Source organism: Pseudomonas granadensis, from assembly GCF_900105485.1.
Classification (GTDB): Bacteria; Pseudomonadota; Gammaproteobacteria; order Pseudomonadales; family Pseudomonadaceae; genus Aquipseudomonas; species Aquipseudomonas granadensis.
Window position 1 is genome coordinate 5,477,768 of record NZ_LT629778.1, and the last position, 25,210, is coordinate 5,502,977.

The 25,210-nt window shown below is 60.4% G+C and carries 19 protein-coding genes; 12 read left to right on the forward strand and 7 right to left on the reverse strand.

Features of this window, described 5'->3' with window-relative positions; translation table 11 throughout:
• Positions 1–31: 31 nt before the first annotated feature.
• Positions 32–940 (reverse strand): LysR substrate-binding domain-containing protein, encoded by a 909-nt coding sequence (locus BLU52_RS24515; RefSeq protein WP_090287657.1) that lies wholly within the window; start codon positions 938–940, stop codon positions 32–34.
• Positions 941–1,120: 180 nt separating this feature from the next.
• On the opposite strand from BLU52_RS24515, the gene aspA reads away from it, so the two are divergent.
• The 3 genes from aspA to BLU52_RS24535 all read left to right on the forward strand — a co-directional run bounded on the left by aspA (position 1,121) and on the right by BLU52_RS24535 (position 5,678).
• A complete protein-coding gene (aspA, locus tag BLU52_RS24520) occupies positions 1,121–2,545 on the forward strand; it encodes an aspartate ammonia-lyase (protein ID WP_090287659.1) in 1,425 nt (474 codons plus the stop codon).
• 499 nt (positions 2,546–3,044) lie between these two features.
• On the forward strand, positions 3,045–4,493 hold the full coding sequence (locus tag BLU52_RS24530) for an alanine/glycine:cation symporter family protein (RefSeq protein WP_090287663.1): 1,449 nt from the start codon (positions 3,045–3,047) through the stop codon (positions 4,491–4,493).
• 168 nt (positions 4,494–4,661) lie between these two features.
• Complete coding sequence (locus tag BLU52_RS24535) at positions 4,662–5,678, forward strand: asparaginase (RefSeq protein WP_090287666.1); 1,017 nt, start codon at positions 4,662–4,664, stop codon at positions 5,676–5,678.
• A 67-nt stretch (positions 5,679–5,745) separates the two neighbouring features.
• Here the strand turns inward: BLU52_RS24535 and BLU52_RS24540 are convergent, their stop codons facing one another.
• A complete protein-coding gene (locus BLU52_RS24540) occupies positions 5,746–6,081 on the reverse strand; it encodes a hypothetical protein (RefSeq protein WP_090287668.1) in 336 nt (111 codons plus the stop codon).
• A 199-nt stretch (positions 6,082–6,280) separates the two neighbouring features.
• Entirely contained in the window at positions 6,281–6,679 is a 399-nt protein-coding gene (locus tag BLU52_RS24545; RefSeq protein ID WP_157720722.1) for a hypothetical protein, read from the reverse strand.
• Between the two features lie 356 nt (positions 6,680–7,035).
• On the opposite strand from BLU52_RS24545, the gene BLU52_RS24550 reads away from it, so the two are divergent.
• The 3 genes from BLU52_RS24550 (at position 7,036) to BLU52_RS24560 (ending at position 14,078) form a co-directional block, all read left to right on the forward strand.
• Positions 7,036–8,031, forward strand: coding sequence for an AraC family transcriptional regulator (locus tag BLU52_RS24550; protein ID WP_090287671.1), 996 nt, complete (start codon positions 7,036–7,038; stop codon positions 8,029–8,031).
• Positions 8,032–8,296: 265 nt separating this feature from the next.
• Positions 8,297–9,322, forward strand: coding sequence for a histone deacetylase family protein (locus tag BLU52_RS24555; RefSeq protein ID WP_090287672.1), 1,026 nt, complete (start codon positions 8,297–8,299; stop codon positions 9,320–9,322).
• Positions 9,323–9,473: 151 nt separating this feature from the next.
• Positions 9,474–14,078: a phage tail tape measure protein gene (locus tag BLU52_RS24560; protein WP_090287675.1), complete on the forward strand. Its 4,605-nt coding sequence runs from the start codon at positions 9,474–9,476 to the stop codon at positions 14,076–14,078.
• Here the strand turns inward: BLU52_RS24560 and pdxR are convergent.
• Positions 14,035–15,588 (reverse strand): MocR-like pyridoxine biosynthesis transcription factor PdxR, encoded by a 1,554-nt coding sequence (pdxR, locus tag BLU52_RS24565; protein ID WP_090287676.1) that lies wholly within the window; start codon positions 15,586–15,588, stop codon positions 14,035–14,037. The two genes, BLU52_RS24560 and pdxR, sit on opposite strands and share 44 nt — an antisense overlap.
• A gap of 92 nt (positions 15,589–15,680) precedes the next feature.
• On the opposite strand from pdxR, the gene BLU52_RS24570 reads away from it, so the two are divergent.
• The 3 genes from BLU52_RS24570 to BLU52_RS24580 are packed head-to-tail and all read left to right on the forward strand — an operon-like array spanning position 15,681 to position 17,445.
• The gene (locus BLU52_RS24570; RefSeq protein ID WP_090287678.1) at positions 15,681–16,304 is read left to right on the forward strand and encodes an FMN-binding negative transcriptional regulator; all 624 of its coding nucleotides are present in this window, start codon (positions 15,681–15,683) and stop codon (positions 16,302–16,304) included.
• A 10-nt stretch (positions 16,305–16,314) separates the two neighbouring features.
• Positions 16,315–16,761: a GNAT family N-acetyltransferase gene (locus BLU52_RS24575; protein WP_090287680.1), complete on the forward strand. Its 447-nt coding sequence runs from the start codon at positions 16,315–16,317 to the stop codon at positions 16,759–16,761.
• Between the two features lie 12 nt (positions 16,762–16,773).
• Entirely contained in the window at positions 16,774–17,445 is a 672-nt protein-coding gene (locus BLU52_RS24580; protein ID WP_090287682.1) for a GNAT family N-acetyltransferase, read from the forward strand.
• A gap of 117 nt (positions 17,446–17,562) precedes the next feature.
• On the opposite strand, the gene BLU52_RS24585 is transcribed toward BLU52_RS24580, so the two are convergent.
• Complete coding sequence (locus BLU52_RS24585; RefSeq protein ID WP_090287684.1) at positions 17,563–18,465, reverse strand: homocysteine S-methyltransferase family protein; 903 nt, start codon at positions 18,463–18,465, stop codon at positions 17,563–17,565.
• Positions 18,466–18,579: 114 nt separating this feature from the next.
• Here BLU52_RS24585 and BLU52_RS24590 point away from each other — a divergent pair, with 114 nt between their 5' ends.
• Both BLU52_RS24590 and BLU52_RS24595 read left to right on the forward strand, forming a co-directional pair.
• On the forward strand, positions 18,580–19,398 hold the full coding sequence (locus BLU52_RS24590; RefSeq protein ID WP_090287686.1) for a transporter substrate-binding domain-containing protein: 819 nt from the start codon (positions 18,580–18,582) through the stop codon (positions 19,396–19,398).
• Positions 19,395–20,231, forward strand: coding sequence for an amino acid ABC transporter permease (locus BLU52_RS24595; protein ID WP_090287688.1), 837 nt, complete (start codon positions 19,395–19,397; stop codon positions 20,229–20,231). The genes BLU52_RS24590 and BLU52_RS24595 overlap by 4 nt, the downstream gene beginning before the upstream one ends.
• A 28-nt stretch (positions 20,232–20,259) precedes the next feature.
• Here BLU52_RS24595 and BLU52_RS24600 read toward each other — a convergent pair whose 3' ends face one another.
• Positions 20,260–20,538, reverse strand: coding sequence for a helix-turn-helix domain-containing protein (locus tag BLU52_RS24600; protein ID WP_090287690.1), 279 nt, complete (start codon positions 20,536–20,538; stop codon positions 20,260–20,262).
• Complete coding sequence (locus BLU52_RS24605; RefSeq protein WP_090288676.1) at positions 20,535–21,884, reverse strand: HipA domain-containing protein; 1,350 nt, start codon at positions 21,882–21,884, stop codon at positions 20,535–20,537. The genes BLU52_RS24600 and BLU52_RS24605 overlap by 4 nt, the downstream gene beginning before the upstream one ends.
• Before the next feature lie 230 nt (positions 21,885–22,114).
• Between BLU52_RS24605 and BLU52_RS24615 the strand changes: the two genes are divergently transcribed.
• Positions 22,115–25,069: an autotransporter outer membrane beta-barrel domain-containing protein gene (locus tag BLU52_RS24615; RefSeq protein WP_090287696.1), complete on the forward strand. Its 2,955-nt coding sequence runs from the start codon at positions 22,115–22,117 to the stop codon at positions 25,067–25,069.
• Positions 25,070–25,210: the final 141 nt, after the last annotated feature.

A 25,210-nucleotide genomic window follows, 5' to 3' on the forward strand; every position in this document is an offset into this window, starting at 1 on the left:
CAGGCTCACTCCTACAGGGGTTTGTGTTGGGTCAGGAGGATTGTGCAGCGCCGCCTTCGAGCTTGCGCCACAGCAATCGCACGTTGGCCTTGCGCACCAGGGCGCAGCGATACAGGCGAATCTCCAGCGGCACATGCCATTGCGGACCGCCGCAGACCACCAGTTCGCCACGGGCCAACTCGGCGCGCACGCTCAGTTGCGGCACCCAGGCGATGCCGAGGCCTTCCAGCGCCATGCTTTTCAGGCTGTCGGCCATGGCGGTTTCGTAGATCGTGGTGAAGCGCAACTGGCGCTGGCGCAGCAGACCGTTCACCGAACGCCCGAGGAACGCCCCGGCGCTGTAGGCCAGCAGCGGCACGCTTGCCTCGCCCTCCAGGTCGAACAACGGTTTGCCCTCGGCATCCGCCGCGCACACCGGGAGCATTTCGGTCTGGCCCAGATGCAGCGACGGGAAGATTTCCGGGTCCATCTGCATCGCCGAATCCGGGTCGTAGAACGCCAGCATCAGATCGCAACCGCCCTCGCGCAAGGCGTGCACCGCGTCGCCGACGTTGGTTGCCACCAGCCGCGTGGCGATGTTCAGGCCGTCGTTGCGCAACTGCGCGATCCAGCGCGGGAAAAAACCCAGCGCCAGCGAGTGTGCCGCCGCGACTTGAATGACTTCACCCTGCCCGCCTTCCAGATGGTGCAGATGGCGCAGCACTTCGCCGAGCTGTTCAACCACGGTGCGTGCGGTCACCAGAAACAGCTGCCCTGCCGCCGTCAGCTCAACCGGCGTACGCGAGCGATTGACCAGCGTCAGGCCCAGTGCAGCTTCAAGGCTGCGGATCCGCCGACTGAACGCCGGCTGGGTCACGAAACGCCGTTCTGCCGCCTGCGAGAAGCTTCGGGTGGCGGCCAGAGCACTGAAGTCCTCGAGCCATTTGCTTTCCAGATTCATCACGTCCTCCCGGACACGCACCAAAACAGGTCACACGTCTGCCGCACCAGCGGCGTCACATCGACATTATGCCGAATGTGCATAGGGCAGTGCTGAACAGCATTGGCCCAAAAATCCCCACAAGCCTAGCATTCGCAGCGTTCCGGCACAGACCGGGTCCTTATCGAGATGATTTCCATCATGTCCTCCGCTGCATCTTTCCGCACAGAAACCGACCTGCTTGGCGCCCTCGACGTACCGGCGCAAGCGTATTACGGCATCCAGACCCTGCGAGCGGTGAATAACTTCCGTCTCTCCGGTGTTCCGATTTCGCATTACCCGAAACTGGTTGTGGGCCTGGCGATGGTCAAACAGGCCGCCGCTGACGCCAACCGCGAGTTGGGTCACCTGAGCGAAGCCAAGCACGCTGCCATCAGCGAAGCCTGCGCCCGATTGATCCGCGGTGATTACCACGAAGAGTTCGTGGTCGACATGATTCAAGGTGGCGCCGGTACATCCACCAACATGAACGCCAACGAAGTGATCGCCAACATTGCGCTCGAAGCAATGGGTCACCAGAAAGGCGAGTACCAGTACCTGCACCCGAACGACGACGTGAACATGGCGCAGTCGACCAACGACGCTTATCCGACGGCCATTCGCCTGGGCCTGCTGCTCGGTCACGACACCCTGCTGGCCAGTCTCGACAGCCTGATCCAGGCATTCGCGGCGAAGGGCAAAGAGTTCGATCACGTCCTGAAAATGGGCCGTACCCAACTGCAAGACGCCGTGCCGATGACCCTCGGTCAGGAATTCCGTGCCTTCGCCACCACCATGGGCGAAGACCTGGCCCGTCTGAAGACGCTGGCCCCGGAACTGCTCACCGAAGTGAACCTGGGCGGCACTGCGATCGGTACCGGCATCAACGCCGACCCGCGTTATCAAGCGCTGGCGGTACAGCGTCTGGCGCTGATCAGCGGTCAACCGCTGGTGCCGGCGGCTGACCTGATCGAAGCGACGTCCGACATGGGCGCCTTCGTGTTGTTCTCCGGCATGCTCAAGCGCACGGCGGTCAAGCTGTCGAAGATCTGCAACGACCTGCGCCTGCTGTCCAGCGGCCCGCGCACCGGCATCAATGAAATCAACCTGCCGGCGCGTCAGCCAGGCAGCTCGATCATGCCTGGCAAGGTCAACCCGGTCATCCCGGAAGCGGTAAACCAGGTGGCGTTCCAGGTCATCGGTAACGACCTGGCGCTGACCATGGCGGCCGAAGGCGGCCAACTGCAACTGAACGTGATGGAGCCGCTGATCGCTTTCAAGATCTTCGACTCGATCCGCCTGCTGCAACGCGCCATGGACATGCTGCGCGAGCACTGCATCGTCGGCATCACCGCCAACGAAGCGCGCTGCCGCGAACTGGTCGAACACTCGATCGGGCTGGTCACCGCACTGAACCCGTACATCGGCTACAAAAACGCCACGCGCATCGCCGGCCTCGCCCTGGAAAGCGGCCGCGGCGTGCTGGAATTGGTCCGCGAAGAAGGCCTGCTCGACGAAGCCATGCTCGCCGACATCCTGCGCCCGGAAAACATGATTGCCCCGCGTCTGGTTCCGCTCAAAGCCTGAACCGACACGTAACTTGTAGCACCGCTCACCAGGTCGAGGGACTAGACACCTCTCACCTTTTGAGGGCTTGGGGACCTGGTCCCCGAGCCCTTTTTTTTAACCGTTTGAAGGACAAACGTCTTCTGTAGGAGTGAGCCTGCTCGCGATGAACGATGACGCGGTGTGTCATTAGAACCGCAACGCCTGCATCGCGAGCAGGCTCACTCCTGCAAAAGCCCGGCGCCGGTAACGCCGGGTGTTTCAACGCTTCGTTTCGTCGCTTGCACCACAACCGTGCAGACGGGCGCGCCACTGATCGGTATAGTGCCGCCCCTCTTCGCGTGAGCGGTCGTCGGTAACGAGGCCATAACCCATGCGAAACCCGAACTAATAACAAAACCCGCGATATGGATCCGGGACGAAACCTTCGCCTCACCCGTTGTGCCGTGCGCACAGCGGTGTAACACGATGTTTCTCCGATCCAGCATTTGCTCTCACAAAAAACAGCGAGGAAAAATCCATGCTCGAAGTCATCAACGACTTCCTCTCAGGGAAAGTACTGATCGTGCTCATTGTCGGGCTCGGTAGCTACTTCACGATTCGCTCGCGTTTCGTTCAACTGCGCCACTTCTTCCACATGTTTGCGGTGTTCCGCGACAGCCTCAAAGGCAGCGCCGGGCAACTCAGCTCGTTCCAGGCCTTGATGCTCAGCCTCGCCGGCCGCGTAGGCGCGGGTAACATCGCCGGTGTCGGCATCGCCGTGACCCTAGGTGGTCCGGGTGCGGTGTTCTGGATGTGGGTGACCGCACTGGTCGGCATGTCCAGCAGCTTCTTCGAGTGCACCCTGGCCCAGGTCTACAAGCGCGCCGATGGCGACGGCCTGTACCGCGGCGGCCCGGCTTACTACATCCAGCACGGCCTGAAGCTCAAAGGCATGGCGGTGGTGTTCTCCATCCTGCTGCTGGTCACCTATGGCTTCGCCTTCATTGGTCTGCAGTCCTACACCGTGACGCATTCGCTGCAGAACGCCTTTGAGTTCGACCCACGCCACACCGGTATCGTCTTGGCCGTGCTGCTGGCCATCACCTTCATCGGCGGCATCAAGCGCATCGCTTCGGTGTCCGATCTGCTGGTACCGATCAAGACCCTGGCCTATATCGGCGTGACCCTGTACGTGATCGGCACCCAGATCGAACACGTGCCAGCCATGCTGGAAACCATCTTCAAAAGCGCCTTCGGTCTCGACCCGGCCTTTGCCGGTCTGCTCGGCAGCGCCATCGTCATGGGCGTGAAGCGTGGCGTATTCGCCAACGAAGCGGGCCTGGGCAGTGCGCCGAACGTCGCCGCCGTGGCGGCCGTCAAGCACCCGGGCGCGCAGGGCGTGGTCCAGGCGTTCAGCGTGTTCCTCGACACCTTCGTGATCTGCACCTGCACCGCGCTGCTGATTCTGCTGTCGGGCTTCTACACCCCGGGTTTCGAAGGTGACGGCATTGTCCTGACCCAGAACTCGCTGGCCGCGGTGGTTGGTGACTGGGGTCGCATGTTCGTCAGCGTCGCGCTGTCGCTGTTCGTCTTCACGTGCATTCTCTACAACTACTATCTGGGCGAGAACAGCCTGCAATTCCTCACCCGCAACCGCGCCGCACTGATGATTTTCCGCGGTCTGGTGCTGGCCCTGGTGGTGTGGGGTTCGATGCAGGACCTCACGACCGTATTCGCCTTTGCCGACATCACCATGACCTGCCTGGCGTTCGTTAACCTGGTGGCCTTGGCCATGCTGTTCAAGGTCGGCATGCGCGTCATGCGCGACTACGATGAGCAGCGTCGCGCCGGCGTCAAGCAGCCGGTGTTCGACTCGAGCAAGTTCCTCGATCTGGATCTGGATCGCAACGCCTGGCCGGCCAACCCGCCAGCAGCTGCAGGCAAGACCGAAGCCGAGCCGCAAGGCGTACCTGCCGCGCAACGCTGACAGGTGAATGACGGGCGCATCCCCTGCGCCCGTCAGTTATTGTGGTGCAATAACTTGTAGGCGCGAGCCTGCTCGCGATGGCGATTTGTCAGTTTCATAGGATTAGCTGACACGACGCCATCGCGAGCAGGCTCACTCCTGCAATGTCATCTCTCGTGGAGACCTCAGATGATTGCCAACTCTTATCCCGCCGCCCAACACGTCATGGTGCTCTACACCGGTGGCACCATCGGCATGCAGGCCAGCGCCAACGGTCTGGCCCCGGCGTCCGGTTTCGAAGCGCGCATGCGCGAATATCTGCACAGTCAGCCGGAGCTGATCGTGCCGCAGTGGCACTTCCGCGAGATGTCGCCGCTGATCGACAGCGCCAACATGACCCCGGCCTACTGGCAGCAGCTGCGCGAGGCGGTGGTCGATGCGGTCGACGTCCAGGGTTGCGACAGCGTATTGATCCTGCATGGCACCGACACGCTGGCGTACAGCGCGGCGGCGATGAGCTTTCAACTGCTTGGCCTGAATGCTCGCGTGTGCTTCACCGGTTCGATGCTGCCCGCCGGCGTTACCGACAGCGATGCCTGGGAAAACCTCAGTGGCGCACTGGTCGCTCTCGGCCAGGGGCTGGCGCCCGGCGTGCATTTGTACTTCCACGGCGAACTGCTGGCGCCGACCCGTTGCGCGAAGGTGCGCAGCTTCGGCCGGCATCCGTTCAAGCGTCTGGAGCGTCAGGGCGGCGGTCTCAAAGCCCCTTCGATTCCAGCGTCGTTGCACTACAACCAGCCGAAACAACTGGCCAAGGTTGCCGTGCTGCCACTGTTCCCCGGCATCAGTGCCGAGGTGCTCGACGGCATGCTCGATAGCGGCATTCAAGGACTGGTGCTGGAGTGCTACGGCAGCGGCACCGGGCCGAGCGATAACCCAGAGTTCCTCGCCAGCCTTGGTCGGGCACGGGATAACGGTGTTGTGGTGGTAGCGGTCACGCAGTGCCATGAAGGTGGCGTCGAGCTGGATGTGTATGAGGCGGGTAGTCGTTTACGCGGTGCTGGTGTGCTGTCCGGCGGAGGCATGACCCGGGAAGCGGCGTTCGGCAAGTTGCATGGACTGCTAGGTGCAGGGCTGGACATCGCACTAGTGCGCCAGCTAATGGTGTTGGATCTTTGTGGCGAGCTGACATCAGCGCAAGACTAACCGTTACCGTATTAACACTGAAAACGAGCCGCTCTTGACTAAACCCGAAAGCAGCGGCTCGCGCTAACTACTGGTCTTCCCAGATTTTAAAATCACCGGTGACTTTCTTGGGAATCCCATCAGCATCGAATTCCGCCCGAAACGATCCATCGTAACGTCGACTTGTTTCATTATAATTAACTGTCAACGTGCCACCCGATTCCCAAGGTATAGACGCACCGTCGAATTTATAGGAAACCAGCGGAAACTCACCATTTTTTAGCGAGACACTGTCCTCCAATTTCTCCACTTCATTTCGCACACCGAACTCCGCGGAAATTTCTTTAAAATCTTCGATTATATACAAATCCAAAGCGGGATATATTCTCTCCTTTCCATCTACCATGGCTGTCAATTCACCCATTACAGCCTCGACCCTTCTCGGCCGAGAGGCTTTATTCCGTTGTTTACTTTCCATAATCGCCTCGGTTATCAATTAACTGATCTAATCGAGTTTGCACATCCGGTTTGTGAATAAGGCCTCCAGCAGAAACTAGAGCCGCCAGCCTTGAGCCAAGCCAATCGAGCATAACGGTTGAATCTCATGCCGGAACGGAGCTTGATCAGTTGGTTATTTCAAAACTTCCCTCGGATAACGTCCAGCTTAAACCCGGCGCCGAACCAACCGCTTGAAGAGTGCCTTCGTAACCGCCACCAGCCTTTGCAGCCACTTTGATCTTGCCACCTTCCCATGAAACAGGTTTACCAGCAACGTTATAACTGACATTCACACTCAAATCATTTTTGTCATATTCAAGCTCCTGCCCCAACTTCTCGCTCGGAAATTTTGTACTAACCACATTTTCAAAACTGGCATCACGAAACATAAAGGCCAGACTTTCACCAATTTCAATCAATTGGAAAGCCTCAAGCGTTTTTTCCGCAGCATTGACTTTAACGCTTAACTTTCCCGTTGCAGCGTTAATGTCAGCCATTGATTTTTCATTCGACGAACCAGTCATGCTGCACGCTCCATATGAACATATTGATTAACGAAACTTTCAAAACCAAAACTAGACCCGAAAAAGCAACCGGTCAAGAAAAACAAAACAGCAAATACACACTTTTTTTAAAGCATCATAATTCAGACGAGCGGGCATTTTTCCGTCGAAAACCTGTCAACTATTACAGTATCACTCACAAAGAAAAAAGAATAACCTGAGGTGCACAACATGCTGTGCTGTTTATAACAAACCATTAACAGTATCTTGTTCTTACTTGCACAAGCGGCGACCAACTTGTTTGAACCAACTAATCGGCACCAGCATGGCGGCACATAACTTGCTGTGATTCCACGGTCTGTTTCCGGAAGATGCCCATGCTCCACTCCCACCTCACCACCCTCAACGCGGTCTCGCTGATCCTCAACACCTTCAAGGCCGAAGGCTTGTCGAGCGAGGCGTTGCTGGCCGGCAGCGGCATCACCGCGGCGGATTTGCAACGGGCCGACACGCGCATCACCACCAATCAGGAGATGCAGGTCTGCGCCAACGCGGTCGCGCTCAAGCGTGACATTGGCCTGGAACTGGGCCGGCGCATGCATGTTTCCTGCTACGGCATCCTCGGTTACGCCTTGCTCACATGTGCCACCTTCGGTGACGCATTGCGCCTGGCGATTCGTTATCCGGCGCTGCTGGGAACACTGTTCGAGTTGAGCCTTGAAGATGACGGCGAGCGCATCTGGTTCGCCGCCGCCGATTACCGTGAAAGCCCGGCCATGGCAGTGTTCAATGCCGAATTCTGCCTGGTCTCGCTGAAGGTCATTTGCGATGACTTGCTCGGGCATCCATTGCCACTGCTCGCGACACGCTTCGAACATGCCGCGCCGGACTACCGCGACAGTTACGCTGAGCATTTCGATGCGCCGCTGCACTTCGGTGCCGGGGACAATGCGTTCGCCTTCGAGCGCCAATGGCTGGACCAACCGCTGCCATTGGCCGACAGCATTACCCATCAAGCCATGGCCGAGCGCTGCCGCAAGCAGAATCTGGAGTTCACCGGACGCCAGGCTTGGCTCGGGCGGATTCGGCAGTTGCTCAGCGCGCAGTTGAACGCCGCGCCAGGGCTCGACGGTCTGGCGCAGCAAATGAAATGCTCGCCGCGCACTTTGCGCAGGCACCTCAAGGACATGGGCAGCAGCTACCAGGAACTGCTCGATGAGCTGCGTTTCGAGCGGGCCAAGCAGATGCTGTGTGAGGATCAGTTGCCGATCTACCGCATTGCCGAGACCCTGGGCTTCAGCGAGACCGCGAGTTTCCGCCATGCGTTTGTGCGCTGGAGCGGTGTGGCGCCGAGCCAGTTTCGCCCACACTGAGGACAGAATGTAGGAGTGAGCCTGCTCGCGATTGCGGTGTATCAGAAAGCATTATTGGTAACTGACAGACCGCTATCGCGAGCAGGCTCACTCCTACAGGGGCCCTGTTCCAAGCGCTGATGGAGGGTGGATTCAAATCGAAGGGGCGATTTAAGGTCAGCTTTTTTGGCCAGATCCATCCCCTTTTGGCCGCTCCTGCCGTTCTCCGATTGACCTTGCGCCGCAACACTGAAGGCCACCGAACCAGCCTTGCGGAGAACAACAAATGCTGACGATCTACTCGGACGATCACCACCTGCACCATGGCCGCTGCGAGCTTATCGACGGTCAGCTAAAACCCTGCTTCGAGATGCCTTCACGCGCCGACCATGTTTTGCAGCGAGTGAAAAGCCAGAACCTCGGCGCGGTCGAAGCGCCGCAGGATTTCGGTCTGGAGCCGATCGCACGCATTCATGACCGCGACTATCTGGAGTTCTTCAAAGGTGCCTGGGCGCGCTGGACCGAATTCGATACCGACGGCGACTTGCTGCCGTACACCTGGCCGGCGCGCACCCTGCGCGCGATCAAACCGACCAGCCTGCATGGTCAGCTCGGTTATTACAGCTTCGACGGCGGCGCGCCGATCACCGCCGGGACCTGGCAAGCAGCCTACAGCGCAGCGCAGGTGGCGTTGACTGCACAGGCCGAAATCCAGCGCGGCGCACGTAGCGCCTTCGCCCTGTGCCGTCCACCGGGACACCACGCCGCCAGTGACCTGATGGGCGGTTATTGCTACCTCAACAACGCCGCCATCGCCGCGCAGGCTTTCCTCGATCAGGGCCACTCGAAGGTTGCGATCCTTGACGTCGATTACCACCACGGCAACGGTACCCAATCGATTTTCTATCAGCGCAGCGACGTGCTGTTCACCTCGATCCACGGCCACCCGGAAGCGGAATTTCCGTTCTTCCTCGGCTATGACGACGAACGTGGCGAAGGCGCTGGTGAAGGCTTCAATTTCAACTATCCGTTGCCGGCCGGTTCCGGTTGGGATGCGTGGAGTGCCGCGCTGGAGCAGGCCTGCAAGGAAATCGAAGGTTACGGCGCCGACGTCATCGTCGTGTCGCTTGGCGTCGACACCTTCAAGGACGACCCGATCTCGCAATTCAAGCTCGACAGCCCCGACTACCTGGCCATGGGCAAACGCATCGCCGCGCTTGGCAAACCGACTCTGTTCGTCATGGAAGGTGGCTATGCCGTGGAGGAAATCGGCATCAATGCGGTGAACGTGCTGGAAGGTTTCGAGCAATAGAACCCCTGCAGTCTTCCACGAAAAAGACCCGCCAACGCGGGTCTTTTTTTGCCTCGCGATAGGTATCTACCACAGGCCCTGCACAGCCCGCCGCTACCTTGCCCGGCACCGCCGCCCTTCCGGCGCGCGCCCATCAGAGCAGGAGTTGCCCATGTCTGAAATTCCCTCGCCCAGCGCTGTCGATGTCGTCACGCAACTGGTCACCGGCCCGTCGCTGGGAGAAGTCGCCTCGAAAACCTTGCGCCCGGCCTTGAAAAAACTGTACCCGGAGCAGGATATCGACCCGCAGTCGAGCATGGTGGTCAGACCCACATGGCGCCTTCAGGCCGATCAAGTGGTCCCCGGTCGCCATCTCGTTGAGTCGTTGACCGACACACTGGTGCGCCTGGCGCTTTCCGGCACCACCGTGACCTACCTCGACGACGAACATTACCTGACCTTGCAGCCCGACCAGCTGTCCGCCGTTCAGTTACCGGTCAAGATCAGTGCCATCGGCCAGTTACTCAATCAATTGGCACCCTTGTTGTTCATCGCTTACAAAGAGCAGCACGTGCGCTACTGGGACGATTTCACCTACCCCGGCCAGCCACGCTGGCAACAGATGTCGCAAGCCCTGCGCAACCTGTGGAGCAGCGACGCGGCACCTGACCGAGACACCGTTCAGCAGGCGATGGTTGCAGCGGTCTACCAGCATCCCGACAAGGCCGGGCGACTGCCCAACGACAAATACAAGACACGTGCCTGCCTGATCGATGTGGACCAAGGCGAAGGCGATACGCAGCAACATCTGACCTTGCTCGATACCGCGGTAATGATAGGCAGCGATGGCAAGCGCACGGTGATCATGACGCATTCGGTGATTCACGGTTTCAAGAACTTCGAGTCGCTGGAAGAACTCGGCGAGTCCTTGCCACGCCGCTATTGGGACGCCGCCGCGAGCACCGATCTGAAATGGCGACTGGTCGAGCCGCAGGGCGACTTTTTCGATTACCAGGCGTGTGCGCTGATCGCTCTGGAAGCCGACGCCGTGGGCTCGATCAATTTTTTTCAGGGCGCCAGCCTGCGCAATAGCTATCCGCATGCCGGGACAGCGGGTAATCCGCACGCACCGACGCCGCGTTTGAAGCCGCATATGGAGCTACTGCGGCCGATGTTGCCTGCGTGGCTGGACAACGCACCGGCAGCCGATCAAACCCGCTACAGCCGACATTTATTGGACCTGGCCACGGTACAACATACCAACCGCGGCAAAACCTTCCAGAGCGAAGTCGTCAGCTTGCAAGCGTTTACCCAGGATGCGCTGAAAAAACAGATGCTCAAGGACCATCCGAACGCTGGCGAGGTAAGGATTGACGACATTCAAATCACCATCACCAGCCTGGTGGTCTGGGGCACGTTCGTCTTGCCGGGCAATACTCAGACCCGCACGCTGACCCTGATCGAGCTGGCGTTGCAGAACCTGGCGGGACAGCCGATCGGCAACAAGACCGTGCAATACAAGGATGGCAGCGATGTACCGCAGTGGATGACCGCCAGCTATCTGGAACAATGGGTGAGCAGCGTCGACATTGGCAAAACCTACCCCTCGCATCTGCAAAAGGTGCTGATCGACGAAAGCGAACAAGCTGCAGCGCTGCAACAGCTCTACATCAGCCAATTACCCATCGAACTGCCGTTGCTGGCGCTGCAACACAAGATACAAGGCAAGGCCGGCATCACCGAGCAGGGTTATCGCTATGTCATTGCAGCGCTGGCCAACACCGACGATGAACGCCACGTCGGTCGCGATGAAATCGTTATCCGCCCGCTGGCGTTCATTGCCCATCGCTCCAGCACCCAGGCCGACACGGTCGAAAACATGTTCATCATTGGTCCGCGCGAGGTCGGCAAAGGGCCGTGTCTGCTGTATCGGCCACTGTTCGAAATGGCGCTGATGCAATTCCCGTCCCACGCCAACCTGCTTTACCAGATCCAGCATTCTCGCGATTTGCGTGAGTCGGTGCTGGCGTGGTTGCCCGATGATGTGCGCTTCAATTACAGCCAGTTCGTGTTCACCGCCAGCCTGCCTTCGGTATGGACAATCCCCCAACTACTGGTCAACCCCACTGCAGCCCTCGACATGTCCGGCGCCGTCGCATTGGCGATGGCGACTATTGAAAGCCATGTGCTGACGACCCTGCACGAGCGCAACGTCAAGGCAGTGATTACCCAGGCCGATCGTCAATCGGTATCGGATGCCGAGGCGCGCTGGGCAACGCTCAAGCATGGCGGCTGGCTGCTGTTCAACGCCGCATTACCGTTCATGGGCCGCAGCCTCGGTGCAGCCGCATGGATCTGGCAGATCATGGACGATCTGCAAGAAATCAGCGACGTGGCCAATGAGCAATCCGGCAAAACCGCTTGGGCCGCGGTCGCCGACATCCTGCTGGCGCTGGGCATGGTGCTGGCCCATCGCGCAGCGGTCGGCGACCGGCTTCCCAGCGATCCGATCATCGAGAAAGAATCTGACGCCACGCCTTCGACCAGACTGCTCGCCAGCAAACCCACGCAGTTGCCTGACGTTACCGACGGCGCACTGCCCATTGCTCATGAGATTTCGGTGAACCGCTACACACCACTGAAACGCTCGCCGGTCGCCCTCGCGACGCTGCTCGAAAGTTTCCAGATCGCCAAACCCCGAGGCATCGGTCCGGCGGCCGGCGATGGTCCGCACAGGCATCTTTTTCCGCGACAGAAGCAATGGTTTGTCGCCGTAGGCAAGCGCTGGTTCGAAGTCATGCTCAATGAACATGGCGACGTGCAGATTATCGACTCGCGACAGAAAGCCGCGCGTGTCGGGCCGCTCCTCAGCCGCACGGCCAATGGCGAATGGGTGGTGGACCTGCGTTTGCGCCTGCGCGGTGGCGGGCTCGACAGCGCCCTGCAGGAACTGCAGAAAATCAACCAGATGAGTGCGAGGAAATTGAGAGCCGAGATTACTGCTTTCGACAAGACCATGGATGCCAAGCGAGACCAGCGCAACGCCGACCACACTGCATTCACCCAAGCGTTACCGGCGACCAGCGCCGAGGCGCGCGAGCGATATCTGGCGACGCTCGAGGCACAAAGCAAGGCGTATGGCAAAAACATCGAACAGATCAAGGCATTGAATCACAAGGAGCCCGTTGCCAATTACCGCACGGCGATGATCCAGAGGCTGGAGATGCTGTTGTTTCTCGGCCAGGAATGGCTCGAGCTGCATTCGAAGGACTTTCAGTCCTGCTTGAAATCCATGCAGACAATGCTTGCCGACGAGTCCCGCTTCGAAGCTCAGGCGTTCGTCGAGACCTTCGAAAAAATGACCGCACAAACCCAGGCCATCATCGAAAAAATGGAGCTGGCCCAGAGCCGCTTCAATGAGCTGACCCTGCTTGGCAGAGACGCTGTGGAAGTCATCAGGACCTATCGTGACGCACTGCCTGGATATGATCTTGATGACCTCAAGCTGTTGCAGATCAGCCTGGGCCAGGAAATCTGCGTCAAGGCCAGTGATTCGGCGCAGCGCGCCAACGCGTATCAAAGCCTGAGCACGCTGATCGAGGAAGCGGCGCTGAGTATCCAGAGCACGCTGAACCTGACCGCCGACGAGAGTCTCGACAACCTGCGCGAGCGCACCGATGTACTGAGCACGGCTGCCGAACGGTTCACTTCCATCGATCAACGTCTTGGCGATCTGCTCATCGATTATCCCGAGCACCTCAATACCGAGCGCCTGGAGCTGGTGCGTCAGCGCGTCAGCGAGTTCAAGACCCGTGCCGATACAAAACTGGTGGAGCTACTGCGTTACAGACATTTGCTCGAACCGATGCCCGGCCCTTCGCGAGCAGCCACCGCCTCGACATCGGCGCGCCGGATCATCAAGACCCGATCCAGGGGCACGCTGGTCGGCGAACGCAAGAAGAGCCTCGACGGTGCGGATACCGGCCTGGTGGAAATACGCACCACCTTGACCGGGGTCATCGCCACCTTCGAAGAACAATCACCGGGTGTCTGGGTCGAGCAGCGCACCATCAAACCTGCGCCGCCCAAGGCCAGTCCTGATCTGCGCAAAAGTATCCGTGAAGGCCAGGCGCTGGTCGACGACCTGGCCGCTTTTCACCGAAGGGTCGAAGCCCAGCTCAAACGTGGCCAGCGGATTCCGGTCGAGGTCGAGGAGAGATACCACGCGCAAGCTGCCCTGCTGCGCGCTGCCAACGCAGCCATCGACGAAGCCTTGACCGCCAGCAACCTGACCGCCGACCTGAAACAACCGACCGAGGCGCTCAGCCACAAGCTGGACGAGGCCGCCAACAGCCTGATGGAAAAAGGCACCCGCACGCGAATCAGAATGGTCAAGCAACAGCCGCCGACAGCCGCTGGCATCCAATGGCTCAAAGATCAGCGCGAGGTGACGATTGCCCAGACGGTGACGCGCCGTCGGCTCAAGGGCAAGCCTCTGAGTTTTCTCGACGAGTACGAAATCCGCGACGCCCGGACCCAGAAGGCGTTGTGTTACGCGCATTTTCATTACGCCAGCGCGCAGGCGCCCGTCGTGCCGTTTCCCGAGGGCCATATGAAAACCGTCGGGCAACGGTTCATGGGCGGTGCGTATGAGCCGCGCAACCTCAACAATCAGGCGCTGATCAATATCCATCGCAGCAAGATTTCCGACAGGTCTGCGCAGGCGCTGTTTATTACACCCGCCACGCCTGCCGCAAGCGGGTCAGCGCCGCTTTGATCGCAGGTTCCGGCACTGCGGCGAAACCCAGCACCAGCCCGGCGCGCTGATCCGCCGGGGTGCTGGAGTCCGGGAGCCAGTAACCGCTCAAGCCATTGATTTCCACCTCGACGCCGGCGGCCTGTTCAATCAGTTGCCGCTCGCGTTCGAGGCTATCGACGACCACGGTCAAATGCAGCCCGGCCGAGACGGCGGGCAATTCGCCCACCCCTTCAATTTCACGTGGCCAGCCGTCGAGCAGCGTATTGCGGCGGCTCAGTGCGGCCCGGCGCATGCGCCGGATGTGCCGCTGGAAATGCCCGGCGGCCATGAACTCGGCCATCACCGCTTGAGTGCTGACTTCGGAGTGCCGGACGTCCACTGCGCGGCGTTGCGAGAAGCCATCCACCAATGCCGGCGGCAACACCAGATAACCGAGACGCAATGCCGGGAACGCGACCTTGCCGAACGTGCCGACGTATAAAACCCGACCCTGACGATCGAGTGCTGCCAACGGTGCCAGCGGCGCCCCGGTGTAACGGTATTCACCATCGTAGTCATCCTCGACGATCCAGCCCTGGCGGCGCTCGGCCCACGCCAGCAATTCGAGGCGCCGCGCCAGGCTCATCACCACGCCGGTCGGGTACTGGTGCGACGGCGTCACGTAGGCTACGCGGCAGTCGTCGCTGGCCGACAACGCCGAGCAGTTCATGCCCTCGGCGTCCACGGCAATTCCGCGCAAACGCGCACCCGCCACGGCAAAGGCATGCCCGGCGGCGCGGTAACCTGGATTTTCGATCGCAACACTGTCGCCCGGCTCCACCAGTAACTGTGCACAAAGGCTAATGCCTTGTTGTGCACCACTGGTGATCACAATTTGTTCAGCTGAGCACTGCATGCCGCGTGAGCTGCGCAAGTACGCGGCGATCATTGCGCGCAAACGCTGATCGCCGGAGGGATCGCCGTAGCACAACTGCTCCAGGTCTGGCTTGCGCCAGAAAGCCGCATTCAGCTTGGCCCAGACGTCAAAAGGAAACAGATCGAACGCCGGAACGCCCACCCGGAATGCCCGTGGCGGGCCGCTCGGCGGTCGTGGTAAATGATTGCTTTCGATGCGCGAAAAACTGCCGCTGTGGATAACTTTACTGGATGAAACCACAGGCAAATCCAGCCAATTTGTGGATAAGGCTGTGGGTAAGCCTGTTGAAAAGCCTGTGGACAGTTTTGTGGATAGTTTTTTCGGCGGCGTGGCTGCCGGCACCAATTGCGCGACATAAGTACCGTCGCCCACTCGCCCTTCGATAAACCCTTCGGCATACAGTTGATCGTAAGCGCGCACCACGCTGTTGCGCGAAATGCCCAGCGCCGCCGCCAGATCACGACTGGCCGGCAACCGCGTGCCACTCGCCAGGCGTCCATCCAGAACCCGCAGGCGCAGAGCCTGATAAAGCTGGCGGCTCAGACCCAGACGGCGATCAAGTTCAATACCGGCCGGATTGAACGGCATGGACAAGGGCGCTGAATCGGGCATGACAATGGACCTATGAAATTGGTCGGCAATGGCTCTTACAACAGACCAATAGCCTGCCTAGGATGCAGGCATTCGCCAAGGAAATTCTGTCCATGTACACACCTCGCGCTTTTGCCATCGACGATCTGTCTCAGTTGCATGAATTGATCCTCGCCACCCGCCTCGCCATTCTCGTCAGCCATGGCGAAAACGGCCTTCAGGCTAGCCACGTGCCGGTGCTGCTGCATCGTGAACAAGGCGAATACGGCACGCTGTACGGGCATCTGGCCAAGGCCAACCCGCAGTGGAAAGATCTGCGCGGCGGTGCCGAAGCCATGCTGATCTTTGCCGGCGCCGACGCCTACGTCAGCCCGGGCTTTTACCCGAGCAAGGCCGAACACGGCAAAGTCGTGCCGACCTGGAATTACCTTGCCGTGCACGCCTACGGGCATGCCGAGACCTTCAGCGATGGCGGGCGCTTGCTCGACATCGTCAGCACCCTCACCGACCGCCACGAAGCCGGCCGGGCGCAACCCTGGGCCGTCGCCGACGCACCTGCCGATTACATCGACGGCATGCTCAAGGCCATTGTCGGTTTCGCCATTCCGATCGAGCGTCTCGAGGGCAAACGCAAGCTCAGCCAGAACCGCAGTGCCGCAGACATTGCCGGGGTGCGCGACGGCCTCGCCGCCAGCCCCGACGTCAACGATCAAACCCTCGCCCGCTTGATGCGTTAAGGAAATCACCATGAGTCAGATCGACATTCGCCCGGTCAGCGCCGCTGACCATGCCGCGTGGCTGCCGTTGTGGCAGGCGTACCTGCGTTTCTACAACACCGAACTGGCGGACAGCGTGACGCACAGTACCTGGCAGCGCTTTCTGGAGCCGAACGAACCCACCCATGCCGCGCTGGCCTGGGCCAACGGCGAAGCGGTGGGCATGGTGCATTACATCTATCACCGCTCGAACTGGAGCATAGAAAACTCCTGCTACCTGCAGGATTTGCTGGTGGCTCCTGAAACCCGTGGCAGTGGCGTCGGCCGGCTGCTGATCGAACACGTCTACGCCACCGCCAAGGCCGACGGCTGTGGCAAAGTCCATTGGTTGACCCACGAAACCAACGCCACGGCGATCCAGCTCTACGAACGGATCGCCGAACGCCCGGGCCTTATCCAGTTTCGCAAAGCCCTTTAAGGAGACGCGCACATGACCGCTTCACTCGCTGACTGGAAAGGCGTCCCCGCCCCCACCGCCACCCTGCTGGAAGGCCGCTTTATCCGCCTGGAAAAACTCGACCCGGCGCGGCATGCCGATGAGCTGTACGCCGCCCTCGAAGGCCCCGGTGCCGACCCGAAACTCTGGGATTATTTGCCGTACGGCCCATTTCCCGAGCGTGGTGCATTCAATGACTGGCTGAACAATCACGCGGCCAACAGCGACCCGTATTTTTTCAGCGTTGTCGATCGGGCAACCGGTCAGGTGCAGGGCATTCTCAGCCTGATGTCGATTGTTCCGGCGCAGGGCCGCATCGAAATCGGTCACGTCACGTTCGGTGCGCCAATGCAGCGCTCGCCGAAAAGCACCGAGGCGGTGTATCTGCTGGGCCAATATGCCTTTGAGCTCGGTTATCGCCGTCTCGAATGGAAATGCAACAACGGCAACGCCCGCTCCAGATACGCAGCCGAGCGTTTGGGGTTCAGCTTCGAAGGGGTGTTCCGTCAGCACATGGTGGTCAAAGGCCAGAACCGCGACACCGCGTGGTATTCGATTCTCGATTCGGAGTGGCCGGCGATTGGCGCAGGCTTCGAGCGCTGGCTTTCAGAGGCGAACCAGACACCCTCGGGGCAAGCGAAAACCCTGGCCGAGTGCCGAACTTAATCTTCACAGACGCCCCTGTGGAGCGAGCCTGCTCGCGAAGACGGCAGATCAGTCACATTGGCATCGACTGACCCAGCGCTTTCGCGAGCAGGCTCGCTCCAATTGGCCGGGTATGGCTCAACGACGCAGTTGCTGCGCCAGCACCGCGATGTGCTCCGGGCCAATGCCGCAGCAACCGCCCAAATGACTGGCGCCGCGCTGCTGCCAATCCCGCGCCCACTGCAAGTATCCCGGCGGGTCGAGGTCTTCGCGTAACGGATCGAGGCCGTCGTTGGCCGTGGCTTCCTTGGGCTGCGGCGGAAACGCATTGGCGTAGGCGCCGATATGGATGCTCGCCCCGAGACGCTCGAAGGTCGCGCGCACCGCGTCAATCGCTGCGCCGATGACTTCCGGCTGACTGCAATTGAACAGCAGCGTCTCCACACCCAGTTCAGCCGCCACCGCCGCCGCGTCAGCGACCGGCTCACCGGAACGCAGGCGCGGCACCTCATCGGTGTCTTCATCTTTCAAGGTAAACGACAGCCAGAATGCCTTGCCATCCTTCGGCAATCCGGCGTGGATGGCTCGGGCTTCGACGGTCGAGCTCTGGGTTTCCGCCAGCCACAGATCCACGTGCGGCGCCAGTCCCTGAACCAATGGCGCCAGCAACTCGCTGACTCGCGAGGCCTCGAACAGATCCGGGCGATAGGAGCCAAACAGCGGCGGCAATGAACCCGCCACGCGCACGGACTGACCCGAGGCTTCTACCGCGCGTTGCGCCAGTTCGCCGGCCAATGCCGCCAGCGCCTGGCCTTCAGCGGCGAAGCGTGCTTCGCCGATATGGAACGGCACCACGGCGTAGCTGTTGGTGGTGATCACGTTGGCGCCACTGGCGATGTACGCGGCATGCACCGCCTCGACCGCCTGCGGTGCTTCGCTCAACGCCAGCGCCGACCACTCTGGCTGACGAAACGGCGCCCCGGCGCGCTGCAACTCACGGCCCATGCCGCCATCGAGAATTACTGTGCTTGCTGCGCCCATATGCTTTTCACTCATATGCTTATGAAAAAAACTCACTACCAGAGTCTTTGTTATAACTATTTAATGCTCACCATTCGGTTAATGACAACCTCTTTTTTTGCTCAGGGATCGCCCGTGAAACTGCAACCATTACTGGCTCTGGGCCTGACCCTGCTCGCCGCTTCGACACAGGTTTTTGCCGGCGCCACGCTGGATCGCATCGAGCAGAACAAAGAACTGGTCGGCGTGCTGATGGAAAGCTACCCACCGTTCTCGTTTCTCAATGATCAGAACCAGCTCGACGGTTTCGACGTCGATGTCGCCAAAGCCGTCGCCGACAAACTGGGCGTGAAACTGCGCCTGGAGACGCCATCCTGGGATGTCATTGCAGCCGGACGCTGGAGCGGGCGTTACGACATCTGCATCTGCTCGATGACACCGAGCAAGGCCGCCGAAGTCTTCGACTTCCCGGTCGAGTACTACGCCTCGCCGGCGGTGATCGTGGTCAATGCCAAGGATGATCGCATTCACGGGGCCAAGGACCTGAGCGGCAAGAAAGTCGGCCTGACCAGCGCCTCCAGTTACGAAAGCTATCTGAACAAGAACCTGGTCATCGAAGGTGCCGAAGACACGCAGCTGCAGTATCCGTTCGAGGATGTGCAGATCGCCCCGTACGACACCGACAACGTCGCGTTTCAGGATCTGGGGCTCGGCGCCGGCGTGCGTCTTGATGCAATCCTCACCAACCTGGTCACCGCGCAGCCACGCCTGAATCAGGACAAACGCTTCAAGCTGGCCGGCGCGGCGTTGTACTCCGAGCCGAATTCGGTGGCCATCGAAAAGGGCGACGCGCAGTGGGACGCGAAAGTCCGTGAAGTGTTTGCGCAACTCAAGCAGGACGGCACCCTGAGCCAGTTGTCGCAAAAATGGATCGGCGCCGATATCAGTCAATGACTTCTTTCCAGACACCGCCACAGCCACCGCAACCGGTGGTTGAATCACGCCTGCAGCGCCTGTTCGGTTTTCGCACACGGCTGTACCTGACATGGGCTGCGCTGTTCTGCCTGTTCGCCGGATTCTTCCTGAGCTTCGATCTGAAGTTCTCGATCATCCTCGACAAGCTGCCCAACCTCGTCGGCTTGCATCTGGCGCCCAACGGCTTTCTGCAAGGCGCGGCGCTGACGCTGTTTCTGTGTTTGTGCTCGATTGTCGCCTCGTCGCTGCTGGGCTTCGTCACGGCACTGGCGCGCCTGTCGAGCAGTGCCGTGGCGTTCGGCATCGCCAGTTTCTACACCTCGTTCTTTCGCGGCACACCGCTGCTGATCCAGATCCTGCTGATCTACCTCGGCCTGCCGCAACTGGGCCTCGTCCCCGGTGCCATTGTCGCGGGCATCATCGCCCTGTCGCTGAACTATGGCGCCTACCTCAGCGAGATCTTTCGCGCCGGCATTCTCGGCGTCGATCACGGCCAACGCGAAGCATCGCTGGCACTGGGTATGCGTGAAACGGTGATCTTCTGGCGCATCACCCTGCCCCAGGCCATGCGCACCATCATTCCGCCGACCACCAACCAATTCATTTCGATGCTCAAGGACTCGTCACTGATCTCGGTGATGGGCGTCTGGGAAGTGATGTTCCTCGCCCAGTCGTACGGCCGCTCGAGCTATCGCTATATCGAAATGCTCACCACCGCGGCGATCATCTATTGGCTGATGTCGATCGGGCTGGAGCTGATTCAGGCGAAGATGGAACGGCATTACGGCAAGGCGTACGTTCGGCGTAGTTGAAACAGCGAGCCCCTGCCCCGTGCGGGAGTCAGCTGTTATCCCGGTGAATCCGCACCACGCCCATCTTCATACCAAACGGACGAAACACGGCATTCAACGATTTGAGCGTCTGATTGCCTTCGCCATGTTCGATATGCACCAGCGTCCGCACCGAGATCTTGCACATCCGCGCGAACTGGGTCTGATGCAAACCGGTCACTTCCACCCGTAGTCGACGCACGGCTTCGCCGATGTCCAGCGTGCCTTGGGCCAGGGCTTGCTGGATGCTTTCGATGAGCGCCGTGCGCTCAGCCACAGACAGGCTCATTTCAATCCCCAATCATTCAAGCGTTGCTGCAGATTTTTCAGGTGGACGCCGGGATGGTTCATTGTTCTGGCTGGCAGACCGCTGTCAGCCAGAATATCCGGCAGCGCCGACAGGCGTTGAGCCTCTTGGCGCAAGCGCTCAAACAGCATTGACTCGTCACTCACTGCCGTCGGGTCGCCTGGCTCGGCAATATCCACCAGTGCGCGGCACACGCCTCGCCAATCGATGTCTCCCGCCCTCTCAAGCTCTCTTGGCCATTTGGTGGTACGGGTCACGCCTTCATCGTCCATGACCATTGGCGCCAGGTCATAAATCGGCGCAAGGCGAAAAGCGTCTGCCTCGCGAATGATCGCGGTGTTGCGCCCGTGGTTATCCGAATTACCGAGAATCTTGTTGATCAGGTCTCGACACAAATAATCCGCGACAAGGTCAGGAATCTGGCTGGTTTGCCCCGCTGTACGCCAGAGACCGGCAAGCAGGCGGATAACCTCCAGATGATTCATGGCGCTGCCCTGTGTCGTCACCTGAGCCAGCGAATAAATCGATTCGACAGCAAAACGGCTGACTTCGCCGTTCTGGACACTACGGTCGAAGCGGTGCATCCACAAACTCGGTTTGTTCGCCTCCTCCAGTGCCAGGCCGTCCTCCGCGATCGTGTCGATGCCCAGCGTCTGCAGCGCCTTGTAGTAATGGAATTCGCTGCGCAGGATGTCCTGATCGGTCAGCCCTCCTCGGTTGCGGGCAAACTTCACGAACCAATGCTGCCTGACGTCTTCATCACTCAATACCGCGTCGGGGTACAACAGACCCGCGTGATTTTCGACCAGCAATAATTTCGGTGCTTCCCCACCTGCCCCGGTAGCACCACCGATTGCCGCGCCCAATTCGTAGGCATACTCAAGAAAGCGCTGGTCACGGTGAATGACGTCTTCACGCTTGAAGCCGATAGGCTTGCGTTCATCCACAGCCGCAGCAGACTCCTTGATGCGCATGTTGCCGATGGGGGCCGGGGTGCTGCGCCCGAGCAGATACAGATCGGCGCTGATATCCGCCGGTTTTTCCTGCCCCAGACGTGCAAGCAGAAACCGCCTGGCTGCGCCTGCGGGGGCAATGTCGTGGACAAATGCCGGAGTCTCGGAGCGCCGACCATCCCAATCCAACGGATACAGAGCACTCACCGCCTTGGAAAAAGGCGAGCCTATGGCTTCGATGTTTTCCGCGAGGTAGTCCGTCTCATAGCCGAAGCTGCAGCGACTCGCGAAGCCCTTTTCAGGATCATCGAAGCTCAGAACCATCGCGTCGTGCCAGATACCGGCCGTGAAAATCTGTAAGGTCAGGTTGTACATGGTTTCGCCTGTCTGCATTTAAATGCATTCGATCCAGCGTTTTTTGGATAGTGAACGCAATATAGTGCATATGAGAAAGAATTGGGAGCGCTTCATCTGCAATATGATGCAGATCATGACACGGCCAGCCGGGACGGCGCGCAACATAATGCAGATCGCCTCCGACATCATTCTGTAAAAACCCCTCGCTATACAGGACGGCCCGTCCATAAGAAAAAGGCCGTCCCTTCATGCCGTTTCCGCCACAGCGCCTGTCTCTCGCTATTGCCCTGCTGATCACCGCCACCACTGCTCACGGTAAAACCGTGCAGATCGACACCGCCACCACCGCCTCGCAAACCCTGGGCGGCAGCGACACGCTGACGATTTCGGCGCCGGGCAGTATCACCCACGACGGCAAGGCGGTGAGCCTTAAAGACAGCACCAGCGGTGCCGGTGTGGTGATCAATAACGCCGGCAAGATCGTCTCCAGCGGTGGCCGGGCCATCGACAGCAGTGGCGATGAGAGCAAAGCGCGCAATTACGCGATCTACAACCGCAGTGGCGGGCAGATTCTGGGGGCCAACGATGCTTTGCGCATCGACAGCAACTTCATCAGCGGCAGCCTGTTGATCGACAACAGCGGGGTGATCCGTTCGACCACCGGCCAGGGTCTGGATCTGGATGCGCTGCGCAGCGACGCGGTGAAGACCACGATCATCAATCGCGCCGGCGGGCTGATTCGCGGCGAGGCCAGCGACGGCATGAAAACCGGCGCCAACGCCAGCCTCACCAACTACGGTGAGATCTCCACGGGCGATTCGCACAATGCCGATCAGAAGTTCGACGGCGTCGACATCGATACCGCCAGCGGCGTTTCGATCACTAACTACGGCGTGATTTCCGGCGGCCGTCACGGCATCACCACCGACCTCGGCGCGACCTTGATCAACTACGGCCAGGTCACTGGACGCAACGGTTCCGGATTCGGCTCCGACGGCGATGGCACGGTGATCAACCACGGCACTATCACCGGCGCGTATTCGGGCCTGCAAGCGAACGGTGACGGCGATGGCGTGGACATCGACAACCTCGCCCACATCGAAAACTACGGCACCATTCAAGGTGTCGGCGCCGGTGGCGTGGACAAGGCCGGCTTCGCCAACGGCAGCGAAGGCATCGCTCTGGGTGGCGGCTACATTCTCAACGCCAGCGGCGCGCTGATCAGCGGCGCCGACAGTGCGATTCTGGTCGACGACGGCAGCGGAAATTCGGGGCTGGCCGCGACCACGCTGGAAAACTTCGGTCGCATCGAAGGCCTGAACGGTTTTGGCGTGAAGTTCGTCGGCGAGTTCGCCGACAGCGTGATCAACGGCGGCACCATCAGTGGCAGCAATGGCCTGGCGCTGGACCTGGGCGGTGGCGATGACCGCCTGACGCTGCGCAACGGCAGCCGCTTCATCGGCATCGTCGATGGCGGCAGCGGCACCGATCAGGTGGTCATGGACGATGCGCTCGGTGGCGATTTCGGCGCCAGCCGCAACTTCGAGTGGCTGGAGGTCCGCCAAGGTGCCTGGACGCTGAACGGCAGCGGTGACTTCAGCGATGGCGGCGTAGTTCGCAATGGCGCCACCCTGATCAACCACGGCGGCATCGCCGGCACCCTGACTGTCGATGCCGGCGGCGTGTATGCCGGGGGCGGCTCGGTGGGCAGCCTCAACGTCAACGGCACCCTGCGCACCGACACCCGCCTGGGGCGCGCGACCATTGTTCACGATTTGACCATGGGCAAAGCCGCCACCCTCGCCTACGGCGTCAACGCTGACGGCAGCAGCGCGCCGGTAGTCGTCGGCGGTGTCGCCAACCTCAATGGCGCGACACTCGCGGTGAATCCCGGCAGCGGCAGCTACCCTTGGCAGAGCCACTACACCGTGCTGCAAGCGGCACAAGTCAACGGCACGTTCGGCCAGGTCACCAGCGACTACGCATTCCTGACGCCAACCCTCGCTTACACCGCGACTCAGGTCGACCTGACCTACACCCGCAACGACATAGCATTCAATGAGTTCGCCACGACTGCCAACGGCAACAATGCCGCCAACAGCCTGGCCTCGATCGGCAAAAACAATGCGCTATACAACGCCTTGCTCAACACCACTCAAAACAGCGCCGGTGCGGCAATCGAACAACTGGCCGGGACCAGCAATGCCAACCTGACCAGCGCCACGCTCAGTGCCAGCAGTCAGGTCGGCAGCAGCATGCTCGCAGCGATGCAGCAAATGGCCGGGCCGGGTTTGCTGGTCGGTCTCGATCAGCGCGACACGCCGGTGCTGGCCGCCAGTGGCGTGCCGGCGGCGGCACGCAATCTCAATGACCCGAACGCTCGCGGCCGCCTCTGGCTGCAAGGCATCGGCGGCTACGGCAAACTTGATGGCGAACATGGCAGCAGTGGTCTGGAGCAACGCACCCAGGGCAGCTTGCTCGGTGCCGACTGGGCGCTGAACCCGGCCTGGCGCGTGGGCGTTCTCGGCGGTTACTCGCAGACCGATCTGGATGCCAGCGGCGTCGATGGCGAGGTCGACAGCTGGCACGCCGGGGTTTATGCGCTGCATCAGAACGGCCCGCTCGCCCTGCGCCTCGGCGCTGCGTACAGCGCTCACCAAGGCGACAGCCAGCGCAGCATCGTTTTCAACGGTTTCAGCGATCGTCCGAAAGGCGACTACGACGCCGACAGCCAACAAGCCTTCGCCGAACTCGGCTACGCCATGGGCAGCGGCCGGCTCAGCGCCGAACCGTTTGCCAGCCTCGGTTACCAGCGCTACCACCGCGACCGCTATCAGGAAAAGGGCGGCGCCGCGGCGCTGCAAATCGACAGCCAGATCCAGGACAATTTCAGCAGCACTCTCGGCTTGCGGCTGGCGCACTTGAGCAGTCTGAACAACGGCATGAGCGTCACCCCACGCATGGCCCTCGGCTGGAAACACACCTATGGCGATGTCAGCAGCTCGACGCGCCAGGCGTTTGTGACCGGCGGCACGGCGTTCAATGTCGAGGGCAGCGCGCTGGATCGCGACAGCCTGATGCTGGAAGCCGGGCTTGATGTCGGAGTCTCGGCACGGCATTCGCTGGGCCTGGGTTACAGCGGCGAGATCGGCAGCAACAGCCGCAACCACGGGCTGATCGGGCAGTGGCAGATGAGCTTTTAAGCACCTCGACCGCCACGGCAGCCCGGCCTGGCTGTAGGAAAAAGCACCCAGTAAGCCGCGTAAAAAAGGTCCGGTGTCGAAACTGCCGGACTTTTTCATCCGATACGCTCCGACGTCGCCTGCACATGTACGAGAAGCAGC

What these genes read in the sequence shown, in the direction of transcription:
- BLU52_RS24515 (WP_090287657.1), bottom strand. Translation starts at nt 940, where the DNA reads ATGAATCTGGAAAGCAAATGGCTCGAGGACTTCAGTGCTCTGGCCGCC.
- aspA (WP_090287659.1), top strand. Translation starts at nt 1,121, where the DNA reads ATGTCCTCCGCTGCATCTTTCCGCACAGAAACCGACCTGCTTGGCGCC.
- BLU52_RS24530 (WP_090287663.1), top strand. Translation starts at nt 3,045, where the DNA reads ATGCTCGAAGTCATCAACGACTTCCTCTCAGGGAAAGTACTGATCGTG.
- BLU52_RS24535 (WP_090287666.1), top strand. Translation starts at nt 4,662, where the DNA reads ATGATTGCCAACTCTTATCCCGCCGCCCAACACGTCATGGTGCTCTAC.
- BLU52_RS24540 (WP_090287668.1), bottom strand. Translation starts at nt 6,081, where the DNA reads ATGGGTGAATTGACAGCCATGGTAGATGGAAAGGAGAGAATATATCCC.
- BLU52_RS24545 (WP_157720722.1), bottom strand. Translation starts at nt 6,679, where the DNA reads ATGACTGGTTCGTCGAATGAAAAATCAATGGCTGACATTAACGCTGCA.
- BLU52_RS24550 (WP_090287671.1), top strand. Translation starts at nt 7,036, where the DNA reads ATGCTCCACTCCCACCTCACCACCCTCAACGCGGTCTCGCTGATCCTC.
- BLU52_RS24555 (WP_090287672.1), top strand. Translation starts at nt 8,297, where the DNA reads ATGCTGACGATCTACTCGGACGATCACCACCTGCACCATGGCCGCTGC.
- BLU52_RS24560 (WP_090287675.1), top strand. Translation starts at nt 9,474, where the DNA reads ATGTCTGAAATTCCCTCGCCCAGCGCTGTCGATGTCGTCACGCAACTG.
- pdxR (WP_090287676.1), bottom strand. Translation starts at nt 15,588, where the DNA reads ATGCCCGATTCAGCGCCCTTGTCCATGCCGTTCAATCCGGCCGGTATT.
- BLU52_RS24570 (WP_090287678.1), top strand. Translation starts at nt 15,681, where the DNA reads ATGTACACACCTCGCGCTTTTGCCATCGACGATCTGTCTCAGTTGCAT.
- BLU52_RS24575 (WP_090287680.1), top strand. Translation starts at nt 16,315, where the DNA reads ATGAGTCAGATCGACATTCGCCCGGTCAGCGCCGCTGACCATGCCGCG.
- BLU52_RS24580 (WP_090287682.1), top strand. Translation starts at nt 16,774, where the DNA reads ATGACCGCTTCACTCGCTGACTGGAAAGGCGTCCCCGCCCCCACCGCC.
- BLU52_RS24585 (WP_090287684.1), bottom strand. Translation starts at nt 18,465, where the DNA reads ATGGGCGCAGCAAGCACAGTAATTCTCGATGGCGGCATGGGCCGTGAG.
- BLU52_RS24595 (WP_090287688.1), top strand. Translation starts at nt 19,395, where the DNA reads ATGACTTCTTTCCAGACACCGCCACAGCCACCGCAACCGGTGGTTGAA.
- BLU52_RS24600 (WP_090287690.1), bottom strand. Translation starts at nt 20,538, where the DNA reads ATGAGCCTGTCTGTGGCTGAGCGCACGGCGCTCATCGAAAGCATCCAG.
- BLU52_RS24605 (WP_090288676.1), bottom strand. Translation starts at nt 21,884, where the DNA reads ATGTACAACCTGACCTTACAGATTTTCACGGCCGGTATCTGGCACGAC.
- BLU52_RS24615 (WP_090287696.1), top strand. Translation starts at nt 22,115, where the DNA reads ATGCCGTTTCCGCCACAGCGCCTGTCTCTCGCTATTGCCCTGCTGATC.